Here is a 20,435-nt window from a genome sequence, read left to right on the forward strand (position 1 = left end):
TTTTCTTTACTGAAGGCACTTGATAAGTAGGGGAATATAGGACTGTAATCATTACAAAATTGGGAAGAATATAATAAGAATGTTTTCAAATGATGTCGAAAAGATTAAAAAATTGAAACTATAGAACACTGTAGAACGTAGGAATAGTATAAAATTAGCTAGATGGAAATGATGGAGTCATCACCACTTTTCTAATAGAAGGAAGCTTTGTAGTGTTTTAACTAAGGAGGAATTATGAATAACACTGAAAAAATAAAAGAACTCAAAGTCTCGATCGGTAAAGTTTTAGTAGGGAAGGAACAGATGACTGAATTAATGGTCATTGCTTTATTAAGCCGAGGGCATGTACTTCTAGAAGATGTTCCTGGTACAGGAAAAACGATGTTAGCGAAGTCGATGGCTAGGTGCCTTGATGCCACATTCCGACGTATCCAATTTACACCAGACGTGTTACCTAGTGATGTGACAGGAATCCAATTTTTTAATCCAAAAGAACAAGCTTTTGAATTAAGGCCTGGTCCTGTTATGACAAATATTTTATTAGCTGATGAAATTAATCGTGCGACGCCGAGAACACAATCGAGCTTACTTGAAGTAATGGAAGAAAGGCAAGTAACCATTGATGGAGAAACCCTTCAATTACCTTCACCTTTTATAGTAATAGCTACCCAAAATCCGATTGACTCTCAACAAGGAACGTTCGCCCTACCAGAAGCCCAAATGGATCGCTTTTTACTTCAGATAAAGGTAGGCTATCCAAATTTGCAAGAAGAACAGAAAATGCTGAAAATGTATCGTGAGAATGAACCCATTGATTCACTAGAGGTCGTTTTAACATTAGATGAAATTAAGGAAATGCAGCAAAACATTAAAAAAGTCAAGATGACAGACGAAGTTGAAATGTATATTTTAAATATCGTTAAGGAAACGAGAAGTTCACCATATGTTGAAGTTGGGGTCAGTCCGCGTGGAACAATCGCTTTAATGCGTGCATCTCAAGCCAAAGCCTATGTATCTGATCGCCATTATGTGACACCACAAGACGTCAAAGAAATGGCTCGATATGTTCTCTCTCATCGACTAGTTCTTTCGATAGAAGGTTCTATGCGAAAAACGAAACAAGATGCACTAGAAGAGATATTAGCTAAAGTCGAAGTTCCTGTAGAAGCAGGATCTGATCCATCATGAGTTGGACCGAGCAATATATCGTTCCTAAGCTATATAATTACTTGTTATGGTCCTTACCAATCTTATTTGTCATTTTGATTTATACTAAATCAGCTATCCTATTTGGTGTTTTTTTGCTTTTTATCATGCTCCTGCTACTTAACCATTATTATTTGAAATATATCAGTAATAATCTATCCATACCTGGTGAAAAAGTTACTGTTCGGATGTTTCCAGAAGACGAAGGAACTCTTAAAATTCCGATAGAAAACATTACAAAAATGCCAATCACTCAAGGTGAGTTAACCCTTTTTCTTTATGATCCGGATGATGCGATAACAATGGTGGATCAACCAACGAATAAGCAAGGAGTCTATTCGTTTCCAGTCGTTGTTTTAGGTCAGCAAAAAGTCATCCATCGTACGAATGTTAAAGCACGTAAACGAGGAATTATTCAGTTAAGAACAATTGAATATACAATCTCAGATATGATGCATCTAGGGAAAATTCGACTAGGGTATCGAGGTAATTTCAGGGGAGAACTTATCGTTTACCCAACGTTAATTCCGGTACGTGGTCTGCAGCAAATACTGCAACATAATCAAGGAGAACATCCGAGAAATCATTCGCTCCATGAAGATATGATGATGGCCATGGGGACTCGAGACTACACTTCAGGCGATCCATTTAACCGAATCAATTGGAAAGCTACTGCTAGGTCCCAATCATTGCAAACGAAGGTATTTGAAAGAACGACAATTTCGAAATGGTGCATTATAGTTAATATTCAAAGTACAGAAATTAAGCATCAAACGGTTGGAAACCTAGAACAAGTGCTAAGTCATGTGGCTTATACTTGTCAATTTGCCATTAAAAATCAAATCTCATTTGAGTTGTTTATTAATATGAGAGGGCCAAGCGGACCATTTATTCATTTACCGACCGGAACAGGAAAAGATCATCTCTTAAAAGCGCTTGAATTATTAGCAAGAGTGAGTAGGAGTACAGTACTTACTGATTGTCAAGAAATGCTTAACTATATTCAATCGAATACGAAAAATGAAATGTTTTATCTTCACTTTGGAGCTATACATCAAGCATTAAAACTCAAATTCAAACAGTGGGAACTAGCGGGAGCGACGATTTATCGTGTCCAATCTCATAAAGAAGCTGGTCAAGTTTTATCTATTGGGGGTGAACTAGATGAAGCTCAAGGAACGTAAACTCATTCCTTTTCTTCATTTTAGTATAGAAGTTCTATTGCTTTATTTAATTATACTACCCCTCTACATCATTCACGGTGAATATCCGCCGTTGACTTATGCTGTCTTTATGACAATAGCTGTTGTTACTTACATACTTGTGTTGTTCAAAACAAAAAATAAAAAGTTAGGGATACTTTGTATTCCGCTTGTTTCCATACTAGCAATTGTCTTCGGGTTTCATTATATATTGGCTTTTTTACTAGCGACCTATATATTTTGGCGAGTTCTTTCCGTCGTAGAAGAAACGAGTGAGTCATGGAATATCTTTTTAAGTACGTTTGTCATTGGATTACTTTATTTCTTACACTTTTTTTCGTTGGAAAATAGAGATGTTTTTATCCTAATCATTGTCATTCAATTTCTCTTAGTGGTTTCAATTAAGTTATTTAAGTTCTCTTTTGAAAGTAAAGGAACAGATAGAAACACGACTGGGCGGGGGTACTGGCAGATTGGAGTTCTACTGCTTTTAGGAGGGGTAGCTGCTTTAGGATGGCTTGTATTCCCTGTATTAAACATCATTTTATCTTTTATCATTCGAGCTATTGCCTATTTGTTCTATTTGATTGCCTACCCATTTTTTTATTTATTAAGCTTTTATGATCCTAATATGATCGAACAAGAAGGAGAAGCAGGAAGTAGTGAAATGGCAGATCCTCTAGAGGAAATAAGAGAGTTTCCTATTTATGATTTAGCTTCAATTATTGGAAATATCGTTATAGCACTTGTTGGGATTGGACTTGTCGTTTGGGTCATTTCTATAATCGTTAAGAAAAAGTTACGACCAATAGTGCAAGAGGGTTCGAACACTTTGGTAGTTGACAGTTTAAAATTAGAAGGTAATAACCCATCTAACCGATTTTGGCGACGAAAAAAGCCCAAAAACGAAATTAGACGAATGCTATTTGATTTAGACAGAATTCTTGCCAAAAAAGGAATGGAAAGAAAACCGGGACAAACGATTGAAGAATGGTTTCATCCAATTGACGTAGATAAAGATATTAAAAAGGTCATAACTTCAACCTACGAACAAGTAAGGTACGGTCATAACGAGATTTCTAAGGAACAAGTAAAAGAATACCGCAGGGCAATTAAAGAGTTTCGACAACAAATTTTAAAAGAAAAAGAATAGAAAAAGCCATTAACTCAAAGAAAAACCGTCTTAACAAAAGACGGTTTTCTTAATGAATAACTAGAATTATTAGTCTTCTAAAGTAGAAGGTACGAGGTCGTAACAACGCTTAAAAAGAAGGCTTAAAATCAGTAGTCGATGAGTTGGGCTTAAACGGGTTTTCGAGTGTGTTTGTTTTTAATAATGAACGCAAGCTCCTAAAGGTAATTTTAGAATGTAGTATTACCATATAAATGGAGATAAGGTTCTAAAGGCCATTAGATGTTGCTATTTTTCCATATTGGGGTGTCTCAATGTTTCTGTATTGGAGCAATGCCTAGTCACCCCAACACCCGTTTTCTTACGTACATTTATGAAAACCTACATTTTAAAATTTCTCGCTTAGTTTTTTCAGAATTGTTTCTTTTTTGGTCTGTATGTTATATAATAAGTTCATAATGTTATATAACAGTTGAAAGCTGTTGGACTAAATGTACAATGTGATCATATGAAGGAGGCAATAAATATGAAAGACTATTTAAAAGTAGGAAATCTTCAAGTAGCTTCAGTGCTTTATGACTTTATTAACTCTGAAGCGCTTCCAGGAAGTGGGATTACTAGTGAGCAATTTTGGTCAAATTTAGAAACGTTAATTACTGAATTAGCTCCAGAAAACAAGGAGTTATTAGGACGCCGTGAGGAATTACAATCAGCAATTAGTACATGGCATAAAGAAAATAAAGACTTTTCGTTTGATGCATATAAATCATTTTTACTAGAGATCGGCTATCTTGAAACTGAAGTAGGAGATTTCGAGATTACAACGCAAAACGTTGATGATGAAATCGCTCTTCAAGCGGGGCCACAACTAGTTGTACCAGTTAATAATGCAAGATATGCATTAAATGCAGCAAATGCACGTTGGGGCAGCCTATATGATGCACTATATGGAACCGATGTTATTTCTGAAGAAAATGGCGCTGAGAAAGGAAAGGGATATAACCCAGTTCGTGGTGAAAAAGTTATTTCATTTGCTAAAGACTTTCTTGACCAATCAGCACCATTAGTAGATGCATCTCATAAAGATGTTGAGAATTATTCAATTAAGAATAATAAATTAGTTGTTTTACATAGTGGTGGAAAAACATCTGAACTTCAAGATCAGACAAAGTTAGTAGGTTATCAGGGACATCCTGAAGATCCATCAACTATTTTATTAAAGAATAATGGTTTGCACTTTGAAATCCAAATTGATCGTGATCATCCAATTGGTAAGTCTGATCAAGCAGGTGTAAAAGATGTCCTAATGGAATCGGCACTTACAACGATTATGGATTGTGAAGACTCTGTAGCTGCAGTAGATGCAGAAGATAAAGTTGAAGTGTATCGTAACTGGTTAGGACTAATGAAAGGTAACTTATCTGCCACATTTGCAAAAGGAAAACAAACGGTTACTCGAGAGCTTAATTCAGATCGTACGTATACAGCTCTTTCTGGAGCCACATTAACATTGCGTGGACGTTCGCTTATGTTCGTTCGTAACGTAGGTCATCTAATGACAAACAACGCAGTACTTGATGCGAATGGTCAAGAAGTTCCAGAAGGTATTTTAGATGGCTTGGTTACTAGTTTAATAGCAAAGCATGATCTAATAAAAAATAGTAAAGTAGCTAATTCAACCAAAGGTTCAATTTATATCGTTAAACCAAAAATGCATGGTTCTAAAGAAGTTGCATTCTCTAACAAACTATTCAACCGTGTAGAAGATTTACTTGGTCTTGAGCGACATACATTAAAAATTGGGGTTATGGATGAAGAACGTCGTACATCTCTAAACTTAAAAAACTGTATTAATGAAGTAAAAGAACGAGTTGTTTTTATTAATACAGGTTTCCTTGATCGTACAGGGGATGAAATGCATACATCGATGGAAGCTGGTCCAATGATTCGTAAAAACGATATGAAGTCATCGACGTGGTTACAATCGTATGAGAAGTCAAATGTAAATGTCGGTCTTGCGTGTGGTTTACAAGGACGTGCGCAAATTGGTAAAGGTATGTGGGCAATGCCAGATCTAATGGCAGAAATGTTAACGCAAAAAGGTGGTCAACTAAAAGCGGGTGCTAATACTGCATGGGTACCGTCACCGACTGCTGCAACATTACACGCACTTCATTACCACCAAGTTGAAGTGACTTCTATTCAAGATGAGTTAAAAAATAGCATAACAAATTTACAGGATCAAATTTTACAAATTCCTGTAGAGTCTAATCCACAGTGGAGTGCTGAAGAAGTTCAAAAAGAACTTGATAATAATGCGCAAGGTATTTTAGGTTATGTTGTACGTTGGGTAGAGCACGGCGTCGGTTGTTCGAAAGTTCCTGACATTAATAATGTTGGATTAATGGAAGACCGTGCGACATTACGCATTTCAAGTCAGCACGTGACGAACTGGCTTCACCACGGCATTTGTACAGAAGAACAAGTATTAGAAACAATGAAGCGTATGGCTGCAGTTGTGGATGAGCAAAATGCAGGAGATGCAGAGTATCGTCCAATGGCACCTGATTTCGATAACTCGGTTGCATTCCAAGCAGCATGCGAGCTTGTGTTTAAAGGAATTGAGCAACCAAGTGGTTATACAGAGCCAATCCTGCACCGTCGTCGTATTGAAGCGAAAGCAAAATTTGCTACACAAACCAAATAAGTCATAAGCAAAGTAGTGTGGCCGTAGTTCGTATGCGGTCACACTGTTTTTTTGCACGTTAAGAAACAATAAATTGCCAGCAAAGAAGTACATTCGACGTAGTAAAACAATTTGAGGCATTAAGTAAAAGTAACAATAGACCGCTGTCTTCGCTTAAAGGCTCGCCAATCGGCTAGTTTTCTATATATAATAACAATAAGGACCAATCGAACTTAGTGTATCAAGCTGAGAGTACATAAGGAGTGTTTTGTTTGGTAGAACGATTATATTACCGTGATGCGTATTTTCAATCATTTACAGCACAGCTTATAAAGCAACAAAAAGATGAGACAGGAAACTTATATGCCGTCTTAACTGAAACTGCATTTTATCCTACAGGCGGGGGACAACCACATGATGTCGGAACGATAAATGATGTACCTGTTATAAATGTTGAAGAAATCGATGGGGCAGTTCGTCATTACATAAAAAAGCCTTTAGATGGTGATGAAGTTTTCGGCGTCATTAACTGGCAGCGTCGTTTTGATCATATGCAGCAACATTTGGGCCAACATATTTTATCTGCTTGTTTTGAAGAGTTGTTTAATATGTCAACCGTAAGCTTTCATCTAGGTACAGAATTTGTCACGATTGATTTAGATATTGATCAACTTACAGAAGAACAAGTTATTGAAGTGGAGTCTCTAGCTAATCAAGTCATTCTTGAAAATAGATCTGTTGAAACAAAATGGGTAACTGAATCGGAGTTAAGGCAATACCCATTACGGAAAGTACCAACCATTCAAAATGATATTCGCCTTGTCATTATACCTGAATTGGATTATAACGGGTGTGGTGGAACCCATCCGAAAACAACAGGAGAAGTGAGAGCGATCCAAATCTTAAATTGGGAACGTCAAAAAAAGAAGATTAGAGTTCAGTTTGTGTGTGGAGAGCGCGTATTGAGGCAGTTTCGAGCGAAGCATAAAGTCGTTAGCCAGTTAACTCAGTTGCTGAGTACACCTGAACAAGACATGGTATCCGCTGTCAATCGTTTACTCGACCATGAAAAAGACCTTCAAAAAACGTTAGAGGAAACCCGTGAACAACTATTACAGTATGAGATTAGGGAACTTCAGGAGAAGACTAACCTTCAAAATGGGATACCTATTTTAACGAGAGTTTTTCAAAATCGCACCATTCAAGAGTTACAAAAGCTAGTTCGACTTCTAATTTCTGAAAGAAATGATATTAATGTGTTCCTAGTTGCAGAAAATGAAGACAAGCTTCAATTCGTATTTGGCCGTGGAGATGATAGTGAATTAAGTATGAATAACATAGTTAGACAGACGTTACCATTAGTGAATGGTAAAGGCGGTGGAAATGAAGCATTAGCTCAGGGTGGCGGTGAAGCCGTAATAACGGGTCAACAATTACTAAATAAAGTGGTCGAACTGTTATAATAAATCGTTGAAGTAAAACTTGAACAACACGTGCCCTTATTGTACGATCAAAGTATTAAATGAGCGAATGAATGGGGATCAATATGGACTATCGAAAGTACGTTTTGCAAGAATCGATTGGATATAGAATTGCTAACACTGGTCGACTCGTTATTAATCGATTAAATAAAAATTTTAAAGATAACGATTATCCTGTTACACATGACCAGTGGTCGATTATGATCCGCTTATGGGAAGAAGATGGAATGACACAACAACAACTTGCGAAATTAACCGGTAAAGATCAACCGAGTGTATCAAGGTTGATAAATAACCTGGTAAAGCGAGGATTAGTTAAACGAGTGCAACACCCTGTTGATGGAAGAACCAACCTGATCTTTCTAACTTCTGAAGGGAAAAAGATGCAAATTGGTCTCATCAAGCAAGCACAAAAAACGATTGAACAAATTTCAGAAGGAATACCGAAAGATGATTTGGATGTCTTTTTACGTGTACTCGATAAAATTAATAATAACTTACAATAGCTGAAAAAATGCTGGTGAAACACATGAGACTCTCAAATGAGAACTTATGTGTTTTTTGTTAATGGTTGTTTTATTTTCAAAACCTTCACGCTTTGCGTGGAGAACCAAGCATCCGCTTGGCTAACGATCCAAAAGCAAATAGCAACAATCTTTGAAAAGAGAGCCTTGTTAATTGAATAAATATAGCATGAAAAAAAAGAAAATCTAAAAAAAGCTAGTTTCCAAAGTAAATCACGGTCTTACTACACTACAAATTAGAGTTGTCTAAATCTGTAAAAAAATGATAAAAATAAGTATGACAGTCTGTGATAAAAGTCTGATAGAATAAAGAAAACAAATGAATAGTAGAGGAAATGTTTATGAAAAAATTGATCTTTTCAAGTCTTACAGTTTTCACTATTGTTTTATCAGCATGTATTCTCTTCTATTTCCTTACATATGAAAAAAGTGAGGCGACTCTGGCATTGATGGATGAAACGCATCGTATGAATGCCCATACTTTGAAGGAAAAAGAGAATCTTGAAAAAGCAATATATTCAGAGAGCCGTTTTAAGAAACCTTTTGAATATCCAGTATTAATGGATATACCCCATTATGATCACCATAATATTAGTTATAACCTATCGGGGCCCAATCAAAAGACGACATTTCATAACGAAGCAACGCCAATGACTTTTCCAGAGACTTACTCAGAAATTAAAGGTGTCTTAACATTTAGGGGGAATCATTTAAGAGATTCTCCAACATTCGGCAATGTCAGTGAAGGTCTATCTTTTTTAGATATTAGTTGGAACTTCCAAACATCTTCAAGTCCAAATTGGGGAGGCGGTACTGGTTGGACTGGCCAACCTGTAGTGATCCAGTGGGAAGATGACGTCAAACAAGTGATGAATTTATCGCAACCGTTTAAGGAAAGAGAAGGATTTGTAGAAGTCATTCAAGGCTCTTTAGATGGTCAGGTTTATTTTCTAGACCTCGAAACAGGGGAGCCAACTAGAAAACCGATAAATGTTCGTAACCCAATTAAAGGAAGTGTTTCTGTTGATCCTAGAGGTTATCCTCTTCTTTATGTTGGGCACGGCATCCCTCAATCTGGGAAAATAGGATTTTCGATTTATAGTTTAATAGATGGAGAATTACTTCACTTTATACCTGGGATCGATCCATTTGCATATAGAAACTGGGGAGCGTTTGATAGTTCTGCTGTCGTTAACCGTATGACGGATACGCTTTATGTTGGTGGAGAAAATGGTTTGTTCTATTCTTTGAAGTTGCATACGAATTTCGATAGGCAGAATGGAAAAATTTCAATTCAGCCAGAAACGATAAAGCTAAGATATAAAGTCAGTGGAAATCAATATCAAGGAATTGAAAATTCTTTAGCCATATATAGAAATCTAGCTTTTTTTGCTGATAATGGCGGTAGTGTTGTAGCAATGGACTTAACAAAGAATAAACCAGTATGGGCATTAGGTCGTTCGGATGATACTGATGCAACGATTGTCCTCGAAATTGAAGATGAAGTTCCGTACTTATATACAGGAACAGAGGTTGATAAACAAGGTCATAACGGAAAAGCGATGCTTAGAAAAATAAATGGAATTTCAGGAGAGGTAGTTTGGCAGAAAGACTATGCAGCATTTTTCCTGGACGGTGTGAATGGCGGCTTATTAGCTACGCCGATTATGGGGAAAAAGGATATTGAAGACCTCGTTATTTTTACAGTTGCCCGTTATAAAACGATGAATAGTGGTGTCATGGTTGCTCTAGATAAGCAAACAGGTAAAGAAGTTTGGCGCTGGGAAATGGAAAATTACGCTTGGTCATCTCCCGTTGATGTTTATAGTAAGTCAGGAACGTCATATATTGTACAGGCTGATTCTGTAGGGAACCTGCATCTACTAAAAGGCGCAACAGGTGAATTGATTAGTAAAATTAATGTGGGGTCTAATATTGAAGCGTCACCGGCAGTTTTCCATGACACATTAGTCGTTGCTTCTCGAGGTGGGCAAATTTATGGTATCCAATTAAAATAGGCAGTAGAAAACATCGTGAAAGTTCTTCTTTCACGATGTTTTTTTAGAGATAGGAAAGTATAAAATTCAAAGATGTCTAGCTCCAGTGCACAGCGAGACGTCGCTAAATGGACGCTTGCGCTTTGCTTGGTTCTATTATTTTATAAACCAAACTTTTGTAATCTTGTCGTTTTCCACTTCGTAGATTGCGATGGCATGAACATCAACTCCATTTGCTCTACCTGTTACATGTTCATGATCAATGACCATATTGTTATTGACCATTCGTGAAAGAAGGGCAGCGTGTTGGTTTGGGTTGGCTTGAAATAACTGGCCATAACGTTCTCTCATTTTTTCAATTCCCTTGTATATTAACGTTGAAGGAAATTCATAAATTTCCACATCTTCACTATAAACAGTTAAGAAGTCTTCGAGGTTCTGTCTGTTATAGGCATCCAATTGTGTTTGTGCTAACTTTTCTGCTATGTTTTCCATTACTAATCCTCTTTTCATGTTTAAATTTATGTGCAACTTTGTTTATTATCTCCGAATGAATACTCGATGCTCTTCTAATAAACTATTCTCATATGCTTTTGCAATACCCATGACTTGTATGGCACTTTTTAATACAGTCTTGTACTTTAATGTTAGATGAAATTCTTCATCAAATGGAAATGAACTTAAGCTTATTTCATTATGGTTGATCCAGTTTGCTAAAAATGGATGATTACTAGCTGTAAAAATTTCTGAGTTTCCGAACCCGTCAGCAAACCATGGATGTTCTCGGTTTTTTTCGACTCCAGGTTCATTTAAACAAATATACAACGATAGATCATCTGAAAGTTGCAGTAAGCGGAAATGTTCTAAAAGTAATTCATGATTAAGGTTTGTTATATCTTGTTTGATTTTTATTTGTCTCTTCCGTTCATTATTCAGAAATTGAACCGCACGTTCGTCAGTAGACTTCGAAAAGAACGAACAATAATGGAGACTACATAATAAACTTGCATAAGCATTGACCTGTTCTATTTCATCTAGTCCAATCTTGTAAAAAGCCAGCTTCGGAATAAGGGGGAAATCTGAAAACGAGTAAGGTACTTGAGCTTGATCATTCCAAATAGGAGTTTCGTCTAAACCGATCCAGCTCCGGTCATGCTCATAAGCAGCATAACTTACATCTTCAATGAACTGGTCGGATTGGAGCAATTCGGGTGAGAAGTGCTCAACGACTCTTCCTGAGAGAAAGGCGTGGTCATGTTGTTTAATCATAATAAATGCATCTTCAGTTTCTCTTATAATCATTACATCAACGCCCTTTCTAAAATGATACTTCCATTGTAACGATGTGAAGCTATTAGTTCAAAGAGAAAGTCCAAATTGTGGATATGACTTTATTCTCATTCACTTTTGAAAAGGCATATATAAATTAAAAACGGGTATGTTAACTGTAAGTAAAAAAGGTAAGTAATAACAATTTATAAACAAAAGTGCCATAAGGAGTTGGTGTCGTGGGTAAAAAAAGTAATCTAGGACCAGGTTTTGTTATTGGAACTCTTGTTGGTGGAATGATCGGTGCAACGAGCGCACTTTTACTTACGCCAAAACGGGGAGACGAGATGAGACAAGATCTCTTTGAAAAAATGAACGTTACACCTTCTGAAAATAAACCGCTATCTCATATGATTTTGGAAATGGGGAGCGAATGGGCTCAGGACTTATTTGAAATAGATGAGGCAAATACACAGCAAGATGATCAAGGTGGCGGTGATGTAGGGTATGTCGTCCATGATAGGCTAGAAAATATCGAAGGAGAACAAAGAGGTTGACTTAATTGTCAACCTCTTTATATTTTCTACATACTTTTAGTATATAGTTGAGAGATGATTGTTAAGTACAAATTATAGGGATTGAATGATCCTCTTTACATTTAGTTGAATAAGGGGCTGATCGTTCATTATTCGTTGGTAAATTTCATTCAATAGACCTTTTTGACGGTCATTCAAGTTATTTGTATCCCATTTTTTATGAAAAACACCATAAAGTTCACAGTCTCTTAATTTAAGAAATAATAAAATTTCCTTAAGACTTTCTATATGAATAGAACGTTCGGTTTGGTAACCTTTTAAAAAGTGCATTAGAAATTCATGACCAAAGCTATTTCTGTCATGTTGGTTATCGTATTTCAACCAAGCAGAATAGTATAATGGGATTGCGATATCACTAATGAAGTGGTGGTAGGAGCAATCATCAAAATCAAAAACCGTAATCTTGCCCGTCGCTTCATCATAAAAGAAGTTCCCTGAATGAACATCAGAATGAATCAGCCCATAACGTGCCGGAGACTTCGGTAATCCTTTGACCGCCTGTAAGACTTCACTTACCTTGGATAGCACCTTCTGATTATTAGGTAAAAAAGGTGCAAACTGTTTGCTATACTCTTCGACTAAGTCGGGGCGTTTTGTAATGAAATCAGGACGCGTATAGTTGACTGTCAATCGGTGGAAGCGGCCAATCGTTTCCCCCCATTTATAAAATAAAGTATTATCAAATAAGGAGTCAGTCACTTTAACCGGACAACCTATTGCTTTCTCAAATGAGCTTACGAAAAAAGCAGTATCTTCAGATTGGATGGTTTCAACAAAATTTCCTTTAATAGAAGGTAAGCAGCCACAAACGGGAGCGTCATTTTTATGTAAGTAGGATAACCAGTGTAGCTCAGATTCAACTTGTTCTTCAGTTCTATGACTGCTATGGGTTAATCTTAAGATGACCTCTTTACCGTGAGAATTGATACCTTGAAATACGTAGTTTTCAAAGCTTCCTAATTTTATTAAAGAGGTGAAAGGGATTTGATAGGCGGTAGCTGCTTGAAGTAAAATATCATCATTAAAATATTGTTCGACTTCTTGTTCCATACGCTTCACATCCTTTTAACTAGGCTTTTTTCTCAAGGATTGTTGCTCTAAGCTATTGGACCGTAACCAAGCAAAGGCTTGGTTCTTCACGCTTTAGCGTGAAGCTTTTGAACATAAATTAGCCAGATGGACCAATGAATTGGTCCATTAGGGCTAATTTATGTTCAAAAAACGATCCAATAGCAACAAAGTTTACGAAAACAGCCTTTATCTATATTATTAGACGTCAAAAATAAATCATTGGTTACAAATTAAAATTGGAGGGATATTAATGAAAAAAAAGATCATTCTTATTGTAGATGATGAAAGCGATATGCGCGAATTAATTAGTATATGTTTACAAACTGACTATGAAACTGTCGAAGCAGAAAACGGGGAAGCAGCATTAAAAATCCTTGAAACCCAAAGTGTAGACCTTGTTCTTCTTGATGTAATGATGCCGATAATGGATGGTATTTCCGTACTGTCTGAAATGAAACAAATGGAGAAAATGAAAGAAATTCCTATCATTTTATTAACTGCACTTGGCGATACAGATGATATCGTAAAAGGGTTAAATATAGGTGCAGACGATTACATCGTTAAGCCATTCGAGCCACGGGAAATGGTTGCAAGAATTCAATCGGTTATCAGACGATCAACAAATACTGAACAAACCTTTGAGATTCATGATTTACTATTTGACCAAGAAAAATATCAAGTATCCCACAATGGACGAGTTGTTCCGTTAACGAAAAAAGAATATCAATTATTTTTTCGCTTAGCCAGTCATCCAGGTAGAGTCTATTCACGTGAGCAATTAGTTGAATTGGAATGGGATTTTTCTTTTGATGGTGATGCTAGAAATGTTGATGCTCACATAAAAAACATTCGTGAAAAGTTAAAGAAAACGGGATATACACAGAAAGTAATTGAAACGGTATGGGGAATTGGTTATCAAGTCGTTCAAGACCTTTCCTGATGATTGGAGGACCCAATGAAGCTCTCTTCAAAACTAGCAATGCTCTTAGTGATTAGCTTATTAGCGACAATATTAACAATGAGCTTTACGTTTTATATTCAGTCCAAAGAATTTTATCGAGATCACCTAACGAAGCAGTTAGAACACCGATTAGTAGCTCATGCTGAAAGTATTGAGAATCACTTTGTGATTGATACGATATTACATGTATTAAAAATGGAAAAAGAAGATACAGTTAACTTTCTTCTTTTTGATGAAGATTTAAATCCTTTAGTAATGGCGCAGCCGATTGATTCGGATCTAATTGAGGTGTACCATTTATGGATTGAACAAATCATTAATACAACAGCCCTGCATCCAAATATCAAACAACCCATTACAGATTATGTTTCAATACGAGAACATCCTATTCAGCACATATGGTCGATGAAGCCTATCTACGTAAATGAAAGAGTCAAAGGTTATTTATTTATTGACCAAGATATGAGAGAATTTGAAACAACAAAAAATAATATTCTTCAACTTGTGTTTATTATGAGTATCATTATTTTTATTATAGGACTTTTATTTGTCTTATATTTAACAAGGGTATTGACAAAGCCGTTACAAATGATGGGTAAAGCTACAAATCAAATTGCTCAGGGAAACTTTGAGTATGAAATTCAACCGACTGCTAATGATGAAGTTGGAAGGCTTGCTCAAGATATTCAACAAATGTCAAATCAATTAAAACGTTATAATAATACAAGAAAAGAGTTTCTATCTCATATTTCACATGATTTACGAACCCCACTAACATATGTTAAAGCGTATGCTGCGCTGTTAAAGGACCGTGAAGAAAGTGATACATTGTGTAAAAAGCAAGCAGAAATGATATACAAGCAAGCTAAAAACATGGAAGTACTCGTAAATGATTTGTTTGAGTTGGCAAAATACGAGGAGGGGAATATACAACTTCATAAGGATGTTGTAAACTTATATTCTTGGTTCCATGATTTAAAGCTAGATTTTGATTTGAAACTCCAGCAGGAAAATATTAGACTAAAGCTAGAAATAGAGAATAACGAGTGGTCTGCTTTTTTTGATAAAGAAAAGATGAAACAAGTAGTAAAAAATTTAATTGAAAATAGTATTCGTTATACTCCAAATGGTGAAATTCAAGTACGTATTGAAAAAAATGAACAGATGCAACATCTCGAGATCTCAATTGAAGATAACGGACAAGGTATTCCAGAAAATGAATTACCTCTTATTTGGGAAAGGTTTTATCGGGTCGATAAATCGAGAACATCTAAAAATGGTGGCAGTGGCTTAGGTCTAGCTATTGTTAAGCATATTGTCGAACTTCATGGTGGCACAATTACAGTTGAAAGTAAGCCAGGTTTTGGTACAATTTTTACTATAGTTTTACCACAGGGAACTGAAGTGAAGGAAGATTGATTGGGGGAATAATACGTTGCCTGAATTAATGAGTCAACTGATTGCACTTTTTATGCAATACCGAGAAATTACAACGATTATCATCGTCGTTTTCTTTGTTTTTATCAATCGATGGTTATCAAAGCTTGTAATCTATTTACTTTCAAAATTGATTAATAAAACCAATAATGAATTTTTTATTTCGGTTTTAAATGCGTTTGAAAAGCCGCTTCGGACGTTTTTTATCTTTTTACCGATCTATATTGGAATAAAAACTCATGATCTTCCAATTGGAACAGAGTTATTAGTGGACCGTATTTTTAATACGATTGTTATTTTAGTTATTGGCTCAGGATTAGTTAAGCTATCGAGTAAGAGTTCAGCAGTGTTTGAAAAACTAAAAGAGAAGCTCGATGTAGAGTTTGATGATATTTTAATACCGTTCTTTTCTAAGGTCGTCCAAGTTGTCGTTATTGCGGTTATCCTAAGTCTAGTTGCCCAAGCGTGGGGACATAATATTAACAACTTAGTTGCAGGTTTAGGGATTGGTGGACTTGCTGTTGCTCTAGCCGCCCAAAGTACATTAGGCAACCTTTTTGGCGGTGTCGTAATCATAACAGAAAAACCATTCTCACTTGGGGATTGGGTTAAGACACCTTCAGTAGAAGGCGTTGTTGAAGACATTGGCTTTAGAAGTACAAAAATTCGTACGTTTGCTAATTCCGTTATTATAGTTCCAAACTCAACATTAGCTAATCAAGAAATAGAAAACTTTAGTAACATGGGTAAACGTAGAATTATGTTTAACCTAGGTTTAACTTATCAAACAACTAGACAACAGATGCGTAAATGTGTCGACCGTATAAATGAACTAATCGAAAATCATGAAGAGGTTCACCCTGAAACGATCATGGTTCGTTTTGATAAATTTAATGAGAGCAGCTTAGATGTGTTTATTTATTTTTATACGAAAACAACGATTTGGAGCGAGTATTTAGAAGTAAAAGAAGATATCAATTTAAAGATAATGGAGATTTTAGAAGAAGAAGGAGCATCTATTGCCTACCCAAGTCGTTCTTTATATGTTGAAACAGTAGAGAAGGAAACAAAAGGTAAAGAAGTTACTACAGAAAGCTAGCAAATCAAGAGGCTGACATTAGGTCAGCCTCTCTTTGTACTTTAGTGAACTAAAGGTACCTGGTACCCATATTTTTACGATTAATAATTTGTGCGATTTAATTCTTGATTTCCTAACTTTCCGTGCAATTGTCCATGATATCATAAAAAAGACAATATTAAAGTCCTGGATTTCAATATAATGTTACTTACTCATGAAGTTTTTTCTAGGCCAATTAGATTATAAAAATAAACAATTTAAAAACTGGAGGGGTAGTAAATGGAAGTTATTGTGTATTCAAGTAAAGGTTGTCCTTATTGCGAGAAGGTTAAAACGGCGTTACAAGAGTGGGGGATCGAATATGAAGAAAGAAATGTATCCGTCGAAAAAGAATATTATGATCAATTAAAAGAAAAAAAGATTATAGGTACACCAGCAACATTGATTAATGGGAAGTTAATTCTAGGATTCCAAGAGAAAAAATTTAGAAAGGCACTAGGTTTGCCTCTAGAAGAAAGGTAAAAGTGGAAACTTCATAAGTATTACTATAAGGTAATTAGATTTGTGAATGTCTCATTTTTCGTGTTATCAAATGTAACATAATTGTAGTTAGATCGGTTGGTTTATTATTATAATTGCTCTCAATATAACGGATGTGGAGGGAGTATTATGAAGATTGAAAAAGAATTGGTCTTTCCAAAAGGGTTTACCGTAAGAAAAGTTATAGAACTTGTAACAGCAAATGAACGTTTTGCCAGCAAGATGTACTTTCAAACGAAAAGTCATCAATGCAACGGAAAGAGTATGCTAGGTTTAATGTCGTTTATGTTAATGACGAAAATTGGAGAGTCATATATGATTTCGGTTGAAGGTGAAGATGTTGAGAAGGTGCTGCAATTTTGGGAGAAGTTTGTAAATGAAATTCACGGAGAAACAACGTTGAGCTACTGGGAGGAAGCGGGAGCTGAAAACGTTCAAGAAGCCATGTGCCACTCGATTTCGTTATGGAATTCTTCTGTTCGTTCAGTAGCTCAATCGTATTTAAAGTCAGGTAAAAAAGAGATCTAAAATTATAATTCTAGTTCTAAAAGAGTAGCCTTTTTTCGTTCTGTATAAAATAGAACGTAGCAACCAATCCCACAAATAAAACATGTAATTGCTGATAAAAGGTGAGCGCTCAAATAAGAATTAGTATAATCGATTAGAACACCTGTTACTATTGGAGAAACGAGCTGTCCAGCACTAAAAAATATCGTTACAAAGCCCATTGCGACTGGAATGTATTTGGCGTCAATATAGTCACCTACACTTGCATTCATTATGGTCGGGACACCCCAAAGTGTTGAACCGTAAATAATAACTTGCATAAAAATGAAAAAGCTGTCTGTGGAAAAACTAAGACCCATTAACATAAAGAATTGCGTAAAAAACACAATCATTAATGCGACCATTCTCCCAACTTTATCTGAAATACTTCCCCATACAAATCCGCTAATGATGCTAGCGATCCCTGCTGCTGCAAAGAAGTTTCCAGCCTGTTGACTCGTAAATTGTACGTCTGTAATTAAGTAGTCTACAAGGAATGTTGAAAAAATTAAGTAACTTACTCCCCATAAAAAGTAGATCGATCCAATAAACCAAAGTGTTTTGTTGCGATATACATTTTTAGGTTTAGCAACTGATGGTTCAGATGGTTGAACTTGTGATAACCGACTGTCAGTTGCTCCTATGGGGTGTAGTCCGACATCCTCAGGTTTATTTTTTAAGAATATCCAATTAATAAGGGCTATGATAATGACTAGAAAGGCAAGTAAATACCAGCTTAAGCGCCAGCCCTGATCTATATTGATAACAACTAAAGCAGGAACTACAAATCCGCTAAATACCATTCCAATACCTGAGCCAGCCATAGCTGTCCCCATAGCCATTCCTCTTTTTTTAGGTGAAAACCATTGACTGATAAGACCTAATGATGGAACGTAGGATCCACCAGTCCCAAGCCCTGTTAGAAAGCATCCAATGTAGGCTATTAAAAAGTAAGGAGCATTTGCTGTAATCATCATACCTATTGCAATGACAATTAGTGAAACAACAATGACCTTTTTAGCTGTGAATTTTATGACAAAAAAACCAGAAAGAAGGACTGCAACTAGATAGCCTAAAAAAATGGATGAAGCGATTAACCCTGTCTCCCGATAATCTAACATTAAACCCTCCTTCATAAATGGAAGAATTGCTCCAAATGAAAAACGGCCAAAGCCAAGGCAAGCTAATACACTGAGAACGATGAGGATGAGCATGAACCATCCTTTATGAAAAGAAGATTGCTTCATTATAACCAACCTTTAATATTTATTTTGAAAATTCATACTAATTATTGTAAGGGAATTTGCAGAAAAAACATAGAGAAAAAAAGTTTCTGGTAATAATTTGGATGAGAAGAAGGGAATCCGATTAGAATGAGGAATTATATACTTATAAATGAACCAGAGCGAAAGATACTTTATAACAAAAGGGAGAAGCAGGTCGCTCTCCCTAGTTAAATTATATACTTTAGTTTAATAAATCTTCATATGGAGTTAAGTCAATATCTTTGCTTTTTAATAAAGCTACAGCACGTTTTTGCATTGGACCAGGAGAAGCTAAAATATAACCACGAATGACATGGTCTTTCGTTACTTCTTCACCATTTGCTAATTCATTAATCTTTGCTTCTATGCCTTTTTTGGCCATTGGTCTTACAAATACAGGTACTGGTGCTAATAATTCTTCTAATAAAGATGTTGCTTCAGCATTCCAACTCACTATGTTTCAATCCTTTCAAAAAACTATATTATTTTCAAACCTATTATATACATAATTGCGTGCCTATCACAATTTGTTAATTTACAAACCATACTTCTTCTCTGGTTAAACCCATATGAAAATTATGCATATTTTTAAATTAGATAGGGTAAACATGTAAACAAACAGTTAGATGGACAAGCTATAAATTTCATAGAACGTTATTTACTTGAATTTAAAAAAGTTAGGTAGTTAACCTCTTAAAATTAGGCTTAATAAAGCCTAAATAAGAGGAATTTAATGAACGCTTATTTCACTTTTTAAGATTGGAGGAGTACGGATTATGAAGCAAATTACATTTAAATTATCACTTGTGACCTTGTTTTTGATTGTGATTATTTTTTCGGTTGATTTTGTAAATCATCAATTCTCTAATAGCAATGGAGGTTACGATATTGAGAAGACAATTGAAATGAGCAGCGAAGTAGGTAAGGTCTTAGCTGCCGATAAACAATTGATTAATAGTGACTGGATTGAAAAAGGATTTGAAGGGCAACTCGATCATATTGAGTTCCAACTAGGGACTACTAAAGAGACTATATTATCTGGTAGAGGGGATGCAATGGATACAGGGTTTTATGAAGGGGGAGAGTTTTTTCGCTATGATGACGCTACCTTTTTTATAAATCCTGAGACGGACCGCTTAGTAGCCATTGCGCTCTCTACAGAAGGGTATGAGCTAGATGCAGCAAAGTTAAAAGAAGTATTAGGGAGCCCTGATGTTAGTGAACGAAATGAAATGGAAGGATTGTGGATGTACGAATACTATTTAGATAAATATTCTCTTATATTTGAAGCTGAAGAAGAGGGTGGAAAAATATTATTCACTTGGTTGAGAGAACGATTATAGGACTGCCTGACGTTCTTAGTTAAAGGCTCTTCACTCAAAGCGGTGCAAAAGCAACAAAGTATACGAAAACAGTCTAGTTAAAAGATATTTGAACAATGAAA

The 20,435-nt window shown here is 35.8% G+C and carries 19 protein-coding genes; 14 read left to right on the forward strand and 5 right to left on the reverse strand.

The annotated features are described in order from the left end of the window. Window positions 1-234 precede the first annotated feature (234 nt). The 7 genes from ACNSTQ_RS06795 to ACNSTQ_RS06825 all read left to right on the forward strand — a co-directional run bounded on the left by ACNSTQ_RS06795 (window position 235) and on the right by ACNSTQ_RS06825 (window position 10,249). Complete coding sequence (locus ACNSTQ_RS06795; RefSeq protein WP_418199096.1) at window positions 235-1,188, forward strand: AAA family ATPase; 954 nt, start codon at window positions 235-237, stop codon at window positions 1,186-1,188. After that, the gene (locus ACNSTQ_RS06800) at window positions 1,185-2,390 is read left to right on the forward strand and encodes a DUF58 domain-containing protein (RefSeq protein ID WP_418199097.1); all 1,206 of its coding nucleotides are present in this window, start codon (window positions 1,185-1,187) and stop codon (window positions 2,388-2,390) included. The genes ACNSTQ_RS06795 and ACNSTQ_RS06800 overlap by 4 nt, the downstream gene beginning before the upstream one ends. Beyond that, window positions 2,371-3,561, forward strand: coding sequence for a DUF4129 domain-containing protein (locus tag ACNSTQ_RS06805; protein ID WP_418199098.1), 1,191 nt, complete (start codon window positions 2,371-2,373; stop codon window positions 3,559-3,561). Before ACNSTQ_RS06800 ends, ACNSTQ_RS06805 begins: the two co-directional genes overlap by 20 nt. 505 nt (window positions 3,562-4,066) lie before the next feature. After that, window positions 4,067-6,247, forward strand: coding sequence for a malate synthase G (locus ACNSTQ_RS06810; protein ID WP_418199099.1), 2,181 nt, complete (start codon window positions 4,067-4,069; stop codon window positions 6,245-6,247). Between the two features lie 251 nt (window positions 6,248-6,498). Beyond that, complete coding sequence (locus tag ACNSTQ_RS06815; RefSeq protein ID WP_418199100.1) at window positions 6,499-7,689, forward strand: alanyl-tRNA editing protein; 1,191 nt, start codon at window positions 6,499-6,501, stop codon at window positions 7,687-7,689. 83 nt (window positions 7,690-7,772) lie between these two features. After that, window positions 7,773-8,213, forward strand: a complete 441-nt coding sequence (locus tag ACNSTQ_RS06820; protein ID WP_418199101.1) for a MarR family winged helix-turn-helix transcriptional regulator — start codon at window positions 7,773-7,775, stop codon at window positions 8,211-8,213. A 359-nt stretch (window positions 8,214-8,572) separates the two neighbouring features. Then, window positions 8,573-10,249 (forward strand): PQQ-binding-like beta-propeller repeat protein, encoded by a 1,677-nt coding sequence (locus tag ACNSTQ_RS06825; RefSeq protein WP_418199102.1) that lies wholly within the window; start codon window positions 8,573-8,575, stop codon window positions 10,247-10,249. Window positions 10,250-10,384: 135 nt separating this feature from the next. On the opposite strand, the gene ACNSTQ_RS06830 is transcribed toward ACNSTQ_RS06825, so the two are convergent. Together ACNSTQ_RS06830 and ACNSTQ_RS06835 are read right to left on the reverse strand one after the other, a co-directional pair. Further along, a complete protein-coding gene (locus ACNSTQ_RS06830; RefSeq protein ID WP_418199103.1) occupies window positions 10,385-10,723 on the reverse strand; it encodes a nuclear transport factor 2 family protein in 339 nt (112 codons plus the stop codon). Window positions 10,724-10,768: 45 nt separating this feature from the next. Beyond that, window positions 10,769-11,530, reverse strand: a complete 762-nt coding sequence (locus tag ACNSTQ_RS06835) for a DUF3891 family protein (RefSeq protein WP_418199104.1) — start codon at window positions 11,528-11,530, stop codon at window positions 10,769-10,771. 206 nt (window positions 11,531-11,736) lie between these two features. On the opposite strand from ACNSTQ_RS06835, the gene ACNSTQ_RS06840 reads away from it, so the two are divergent. Then, window positions 11,737-12,054, forward strand: a complete 318-nt coding sequence (locus ACNSTQ_RS06840; protein ID WP_418199105.1) for a YtxH domain-containing protein — start codon at window positions 11,737-11,739, stop codon at window positions 12,052-12,054. A gap of 72 nt (window positions 12,055-12,126) precedes the next feature. Here the strand turns inward: ACNSTQ_RS06840 and ACNSTQ_RS06845 are convergent, their stop codons facing one another. Further along, window positions 12,127-13,143, reverse strand: coding sequence for a phosphotransferase enzyme family protein (locus ACNSTQ_RS06845; protein WP_418199106.1), 1,017 nt, complete (start codon window positions 13,141-13,143; stop codon window positions 12,127-12,129). 271 nt (window positions 13,144-13,414) lie between these two features. Here ACNSTQ_RS06845 and ACNSTQ_RS06850 point away from each other — a divergent pair, with 271 nt between their 5' ends. The 5 genes from ACNSTQ_RS06850 to ACNSTQ_RS06870 all read left to right on the forward strand — a co-directional run bounded on the left by ACNSTQ_RS06850 (window position 13,415) and on the right by ACNSTQ_RS06870 (window position 17,708). Then, on the forward strand, window positions 13,415-14,104 hold the full coding sequence (locus ACNSTQ_RS06850; protein WP_418199107.1) for a response regulator transcription factor: 690 nt from the start codon (window positions 13,415-13,417) through the stop codon (window positions 14,102-14,104). Between the two features lie 15 nt (window positions 14,105-14,119). After that, window positions 14,120-15,544 carry a sensor histidine kinase gene (locus tag ACNSTQ_RS06855; RefSeq protein WP_418199108.1) on the forward strand — a complete coding sequence of 475 codons (1,425 nt, stop codon included), beginning with the start codon at window positions 14,120-14,122 and terminating at the stop codon, window positions 15,542-15,544. 16 nt (window positions 15,545-15,560) lie between these two features. Next, a complete protein-coding gene (locus ACNSTQ_RS06860; protein ID WP_418199109.1) occupies window positions 15,561-16,661 on the forward strand; it encodes a mechanosensitive ion channel family protein in 1,101 nt (366 codons plus the stop codon). A gap of 258 nt (window positions 16,662-16,919) precedes the next feature. After that, the gene (locus tag ACNSTQ_RS06865) at window positions 16,920-17,162 is read left to right on the forward strand and encodes a glutaredoxin family protein (protein ID WP_418199110.1); all 243 of its coding nucleotides are present in this window, start codon (window positions 16,920-16,922) and stop codon (window positions 17,160-17,162) included. A 147-nt stretch (window positions 17,163-17,309) separates the two neighbouring features. After that, entirely contained in the window at window positions 17,310-17,708 is a 399-nt protein-coding gene (locus ACNSTQ_RS06870) for an HPr family phosphocarrier protein (RefSeq protein ID WP_418199111.1), read from the forward strand. Window positions 17,709-17,710: 2 nt separating this feature from the next. Here the strand turns inward: ACNSTQ_RS06870 and ACNSTQ_RS06875 are convergent, their stop codons facing one another. Beyond that, window positions 17,711-18,973: an MFS transporter gene (locus ACNSTQ_RS06875; protein ID WP_418199112.1), complete on the reverse strand. Its 1,263-nt coding sequence runs from the start codon at window positions 18,971-18,973 to the stop codon at window positions 17,711-17,713. A 220-nt stretch (window positions 18,974-19,193) separates the two neighbouring features. Then, a complete protein-coding gene (locus ACNSTQ_RS06880; protein ID WP_418199113.1) occupies window positions 19,194-19,445 on the reverse strand; it encodes a DUF2621 family protein in 252 nt (83 codons plus the stop codon). A gap of 322 nt (window positions 19,446-19,767) precedes the next feature. Between ACNSTQ_RS06880 and ACNSTQ_RS06885 the strand changes: the two genes are divergently transcribed. Further along, entirely contained in the window at window positions 19,768-20,334 is a 567-nt protein-coding gene (locus ACNSTQ_RS06885) for a hypothetical protein (protein WP_418199114.1), read from the forward strand. Window positions 20,335-20,435: the final 101 nt, after the last annotated feature.

It is taken from the genome of Alkalihalobacterium sp. APHAB7 (genome assembly GCF_048323755.1).
Taxonomy (GTDB): domain Bacteria; phylum Bacillota; class Bacilli; order Bacillales; family Bacillaceae_F; genus Alkalihalobacterium.

Coding starts and splice junctions, on each gene's coding strand:
- ACNSTQ_RS06795 (WP_418199096.1), top strand. CDS start 235: ATGAATAACACTGAAAAAATAAAAGAACTCAAAGTCTCGATCGGTAAA.
- ACNSTQ_RS06800 (WP_418199097.1), top strand. CDS start 1,185: ATGAGTTGGACCGAGCAATATATCGTTCCTAAGCTATATAATTACTTG.
- ACNSTQ_RS06805 (WP_418199098.1), top strand. CDS start 2,371: ATGAAGCTCAAGGAACGTAAACTCATTCCTTTTCTTCATTTTAGTATA.
- ACNSTQ_RS06810 (WP_418199099.1), top strand. CDS start 4,067: ATGAAAGACTATTTAAAAGTAGGAAATCTTCAAGTAGCTTCAGTGCTT.
- ACNSTQ_RS06820 (WP_418199101.1), top strand. CDS start 7,773: ATGGACTATCGAAAGTACGTTTTGCAAGAATCGATTGGATATAGAATT.
- ACNSTQ_RS06825 (WP_418199102.1), top strand. CDS start 8,573: ATGAAAAAATTGATCTTTTCAAGTCTTACAGTTTTCACTATTGTTTTA.
- ACNSTQ_RS06830 (WP_418199103.1), bottom strand. CDS start 10,723: ATGGAAAACATAGCAGAAAAGTTAGCACAAACACAATTGGATGCCTAT.
- ACNSTQ_RS06835 (WP_418199104.1), bottom strand. CDS start 11,530: ATGATTATAAGAGAAACTGAAGATGCATTTATTATGATTAAACAACAT.
- ACNSTQ_RS06845 (WP_418199106.1), bottom strand. CDS start 13,143: ATGGAACAAGAAGTCGAACAATATTTTAATGATGATATTTTACTTCAA.
- ACNSTQ_RS06850 (WP_418199107.1), top strand. CDS start 13,415: ATGAAAAAAAAGATCATTCTTATTGTAGATGATGAAAGCGATATGCGC.
- ACNSTQ_RS06855 (WP_418199108.1), top strand. CDS start 14,120: ATGAAGCTCTCTTCAAAACTAGCAATGCTCTTAGTGATTAGCTTATTA.
- ACNSTQ_RS06865 (WP_418199110.1), top strand. CDS start 16,920: ATGGAAGTTATTGTGTATTCAAGTAAAGGTTGTCCTTATTGCGAGAAG.
- ACNSTQ_RS06870 (WP_418199111.1), top strand. CDS start 17,310: ATGAAGATTGAAAAAGAATTGGTCTTTCCAAAAGGGTTTACCGTAAGA.
- ACNSTQ_RS06875 (WP_418199112.1), bottom strand. CDS start 18,973: ATGAAGCAATCTTCTTTTCATAAAGGATGGTTCATGCTCATCCTCATC.
- ACNSTQ_RS06885 (WP_418199114.1), top strand. CDS start 19,768: ATGAAGCAAATTACATTTAAATTATCACTTGTGACCTTGTTTTTGATT.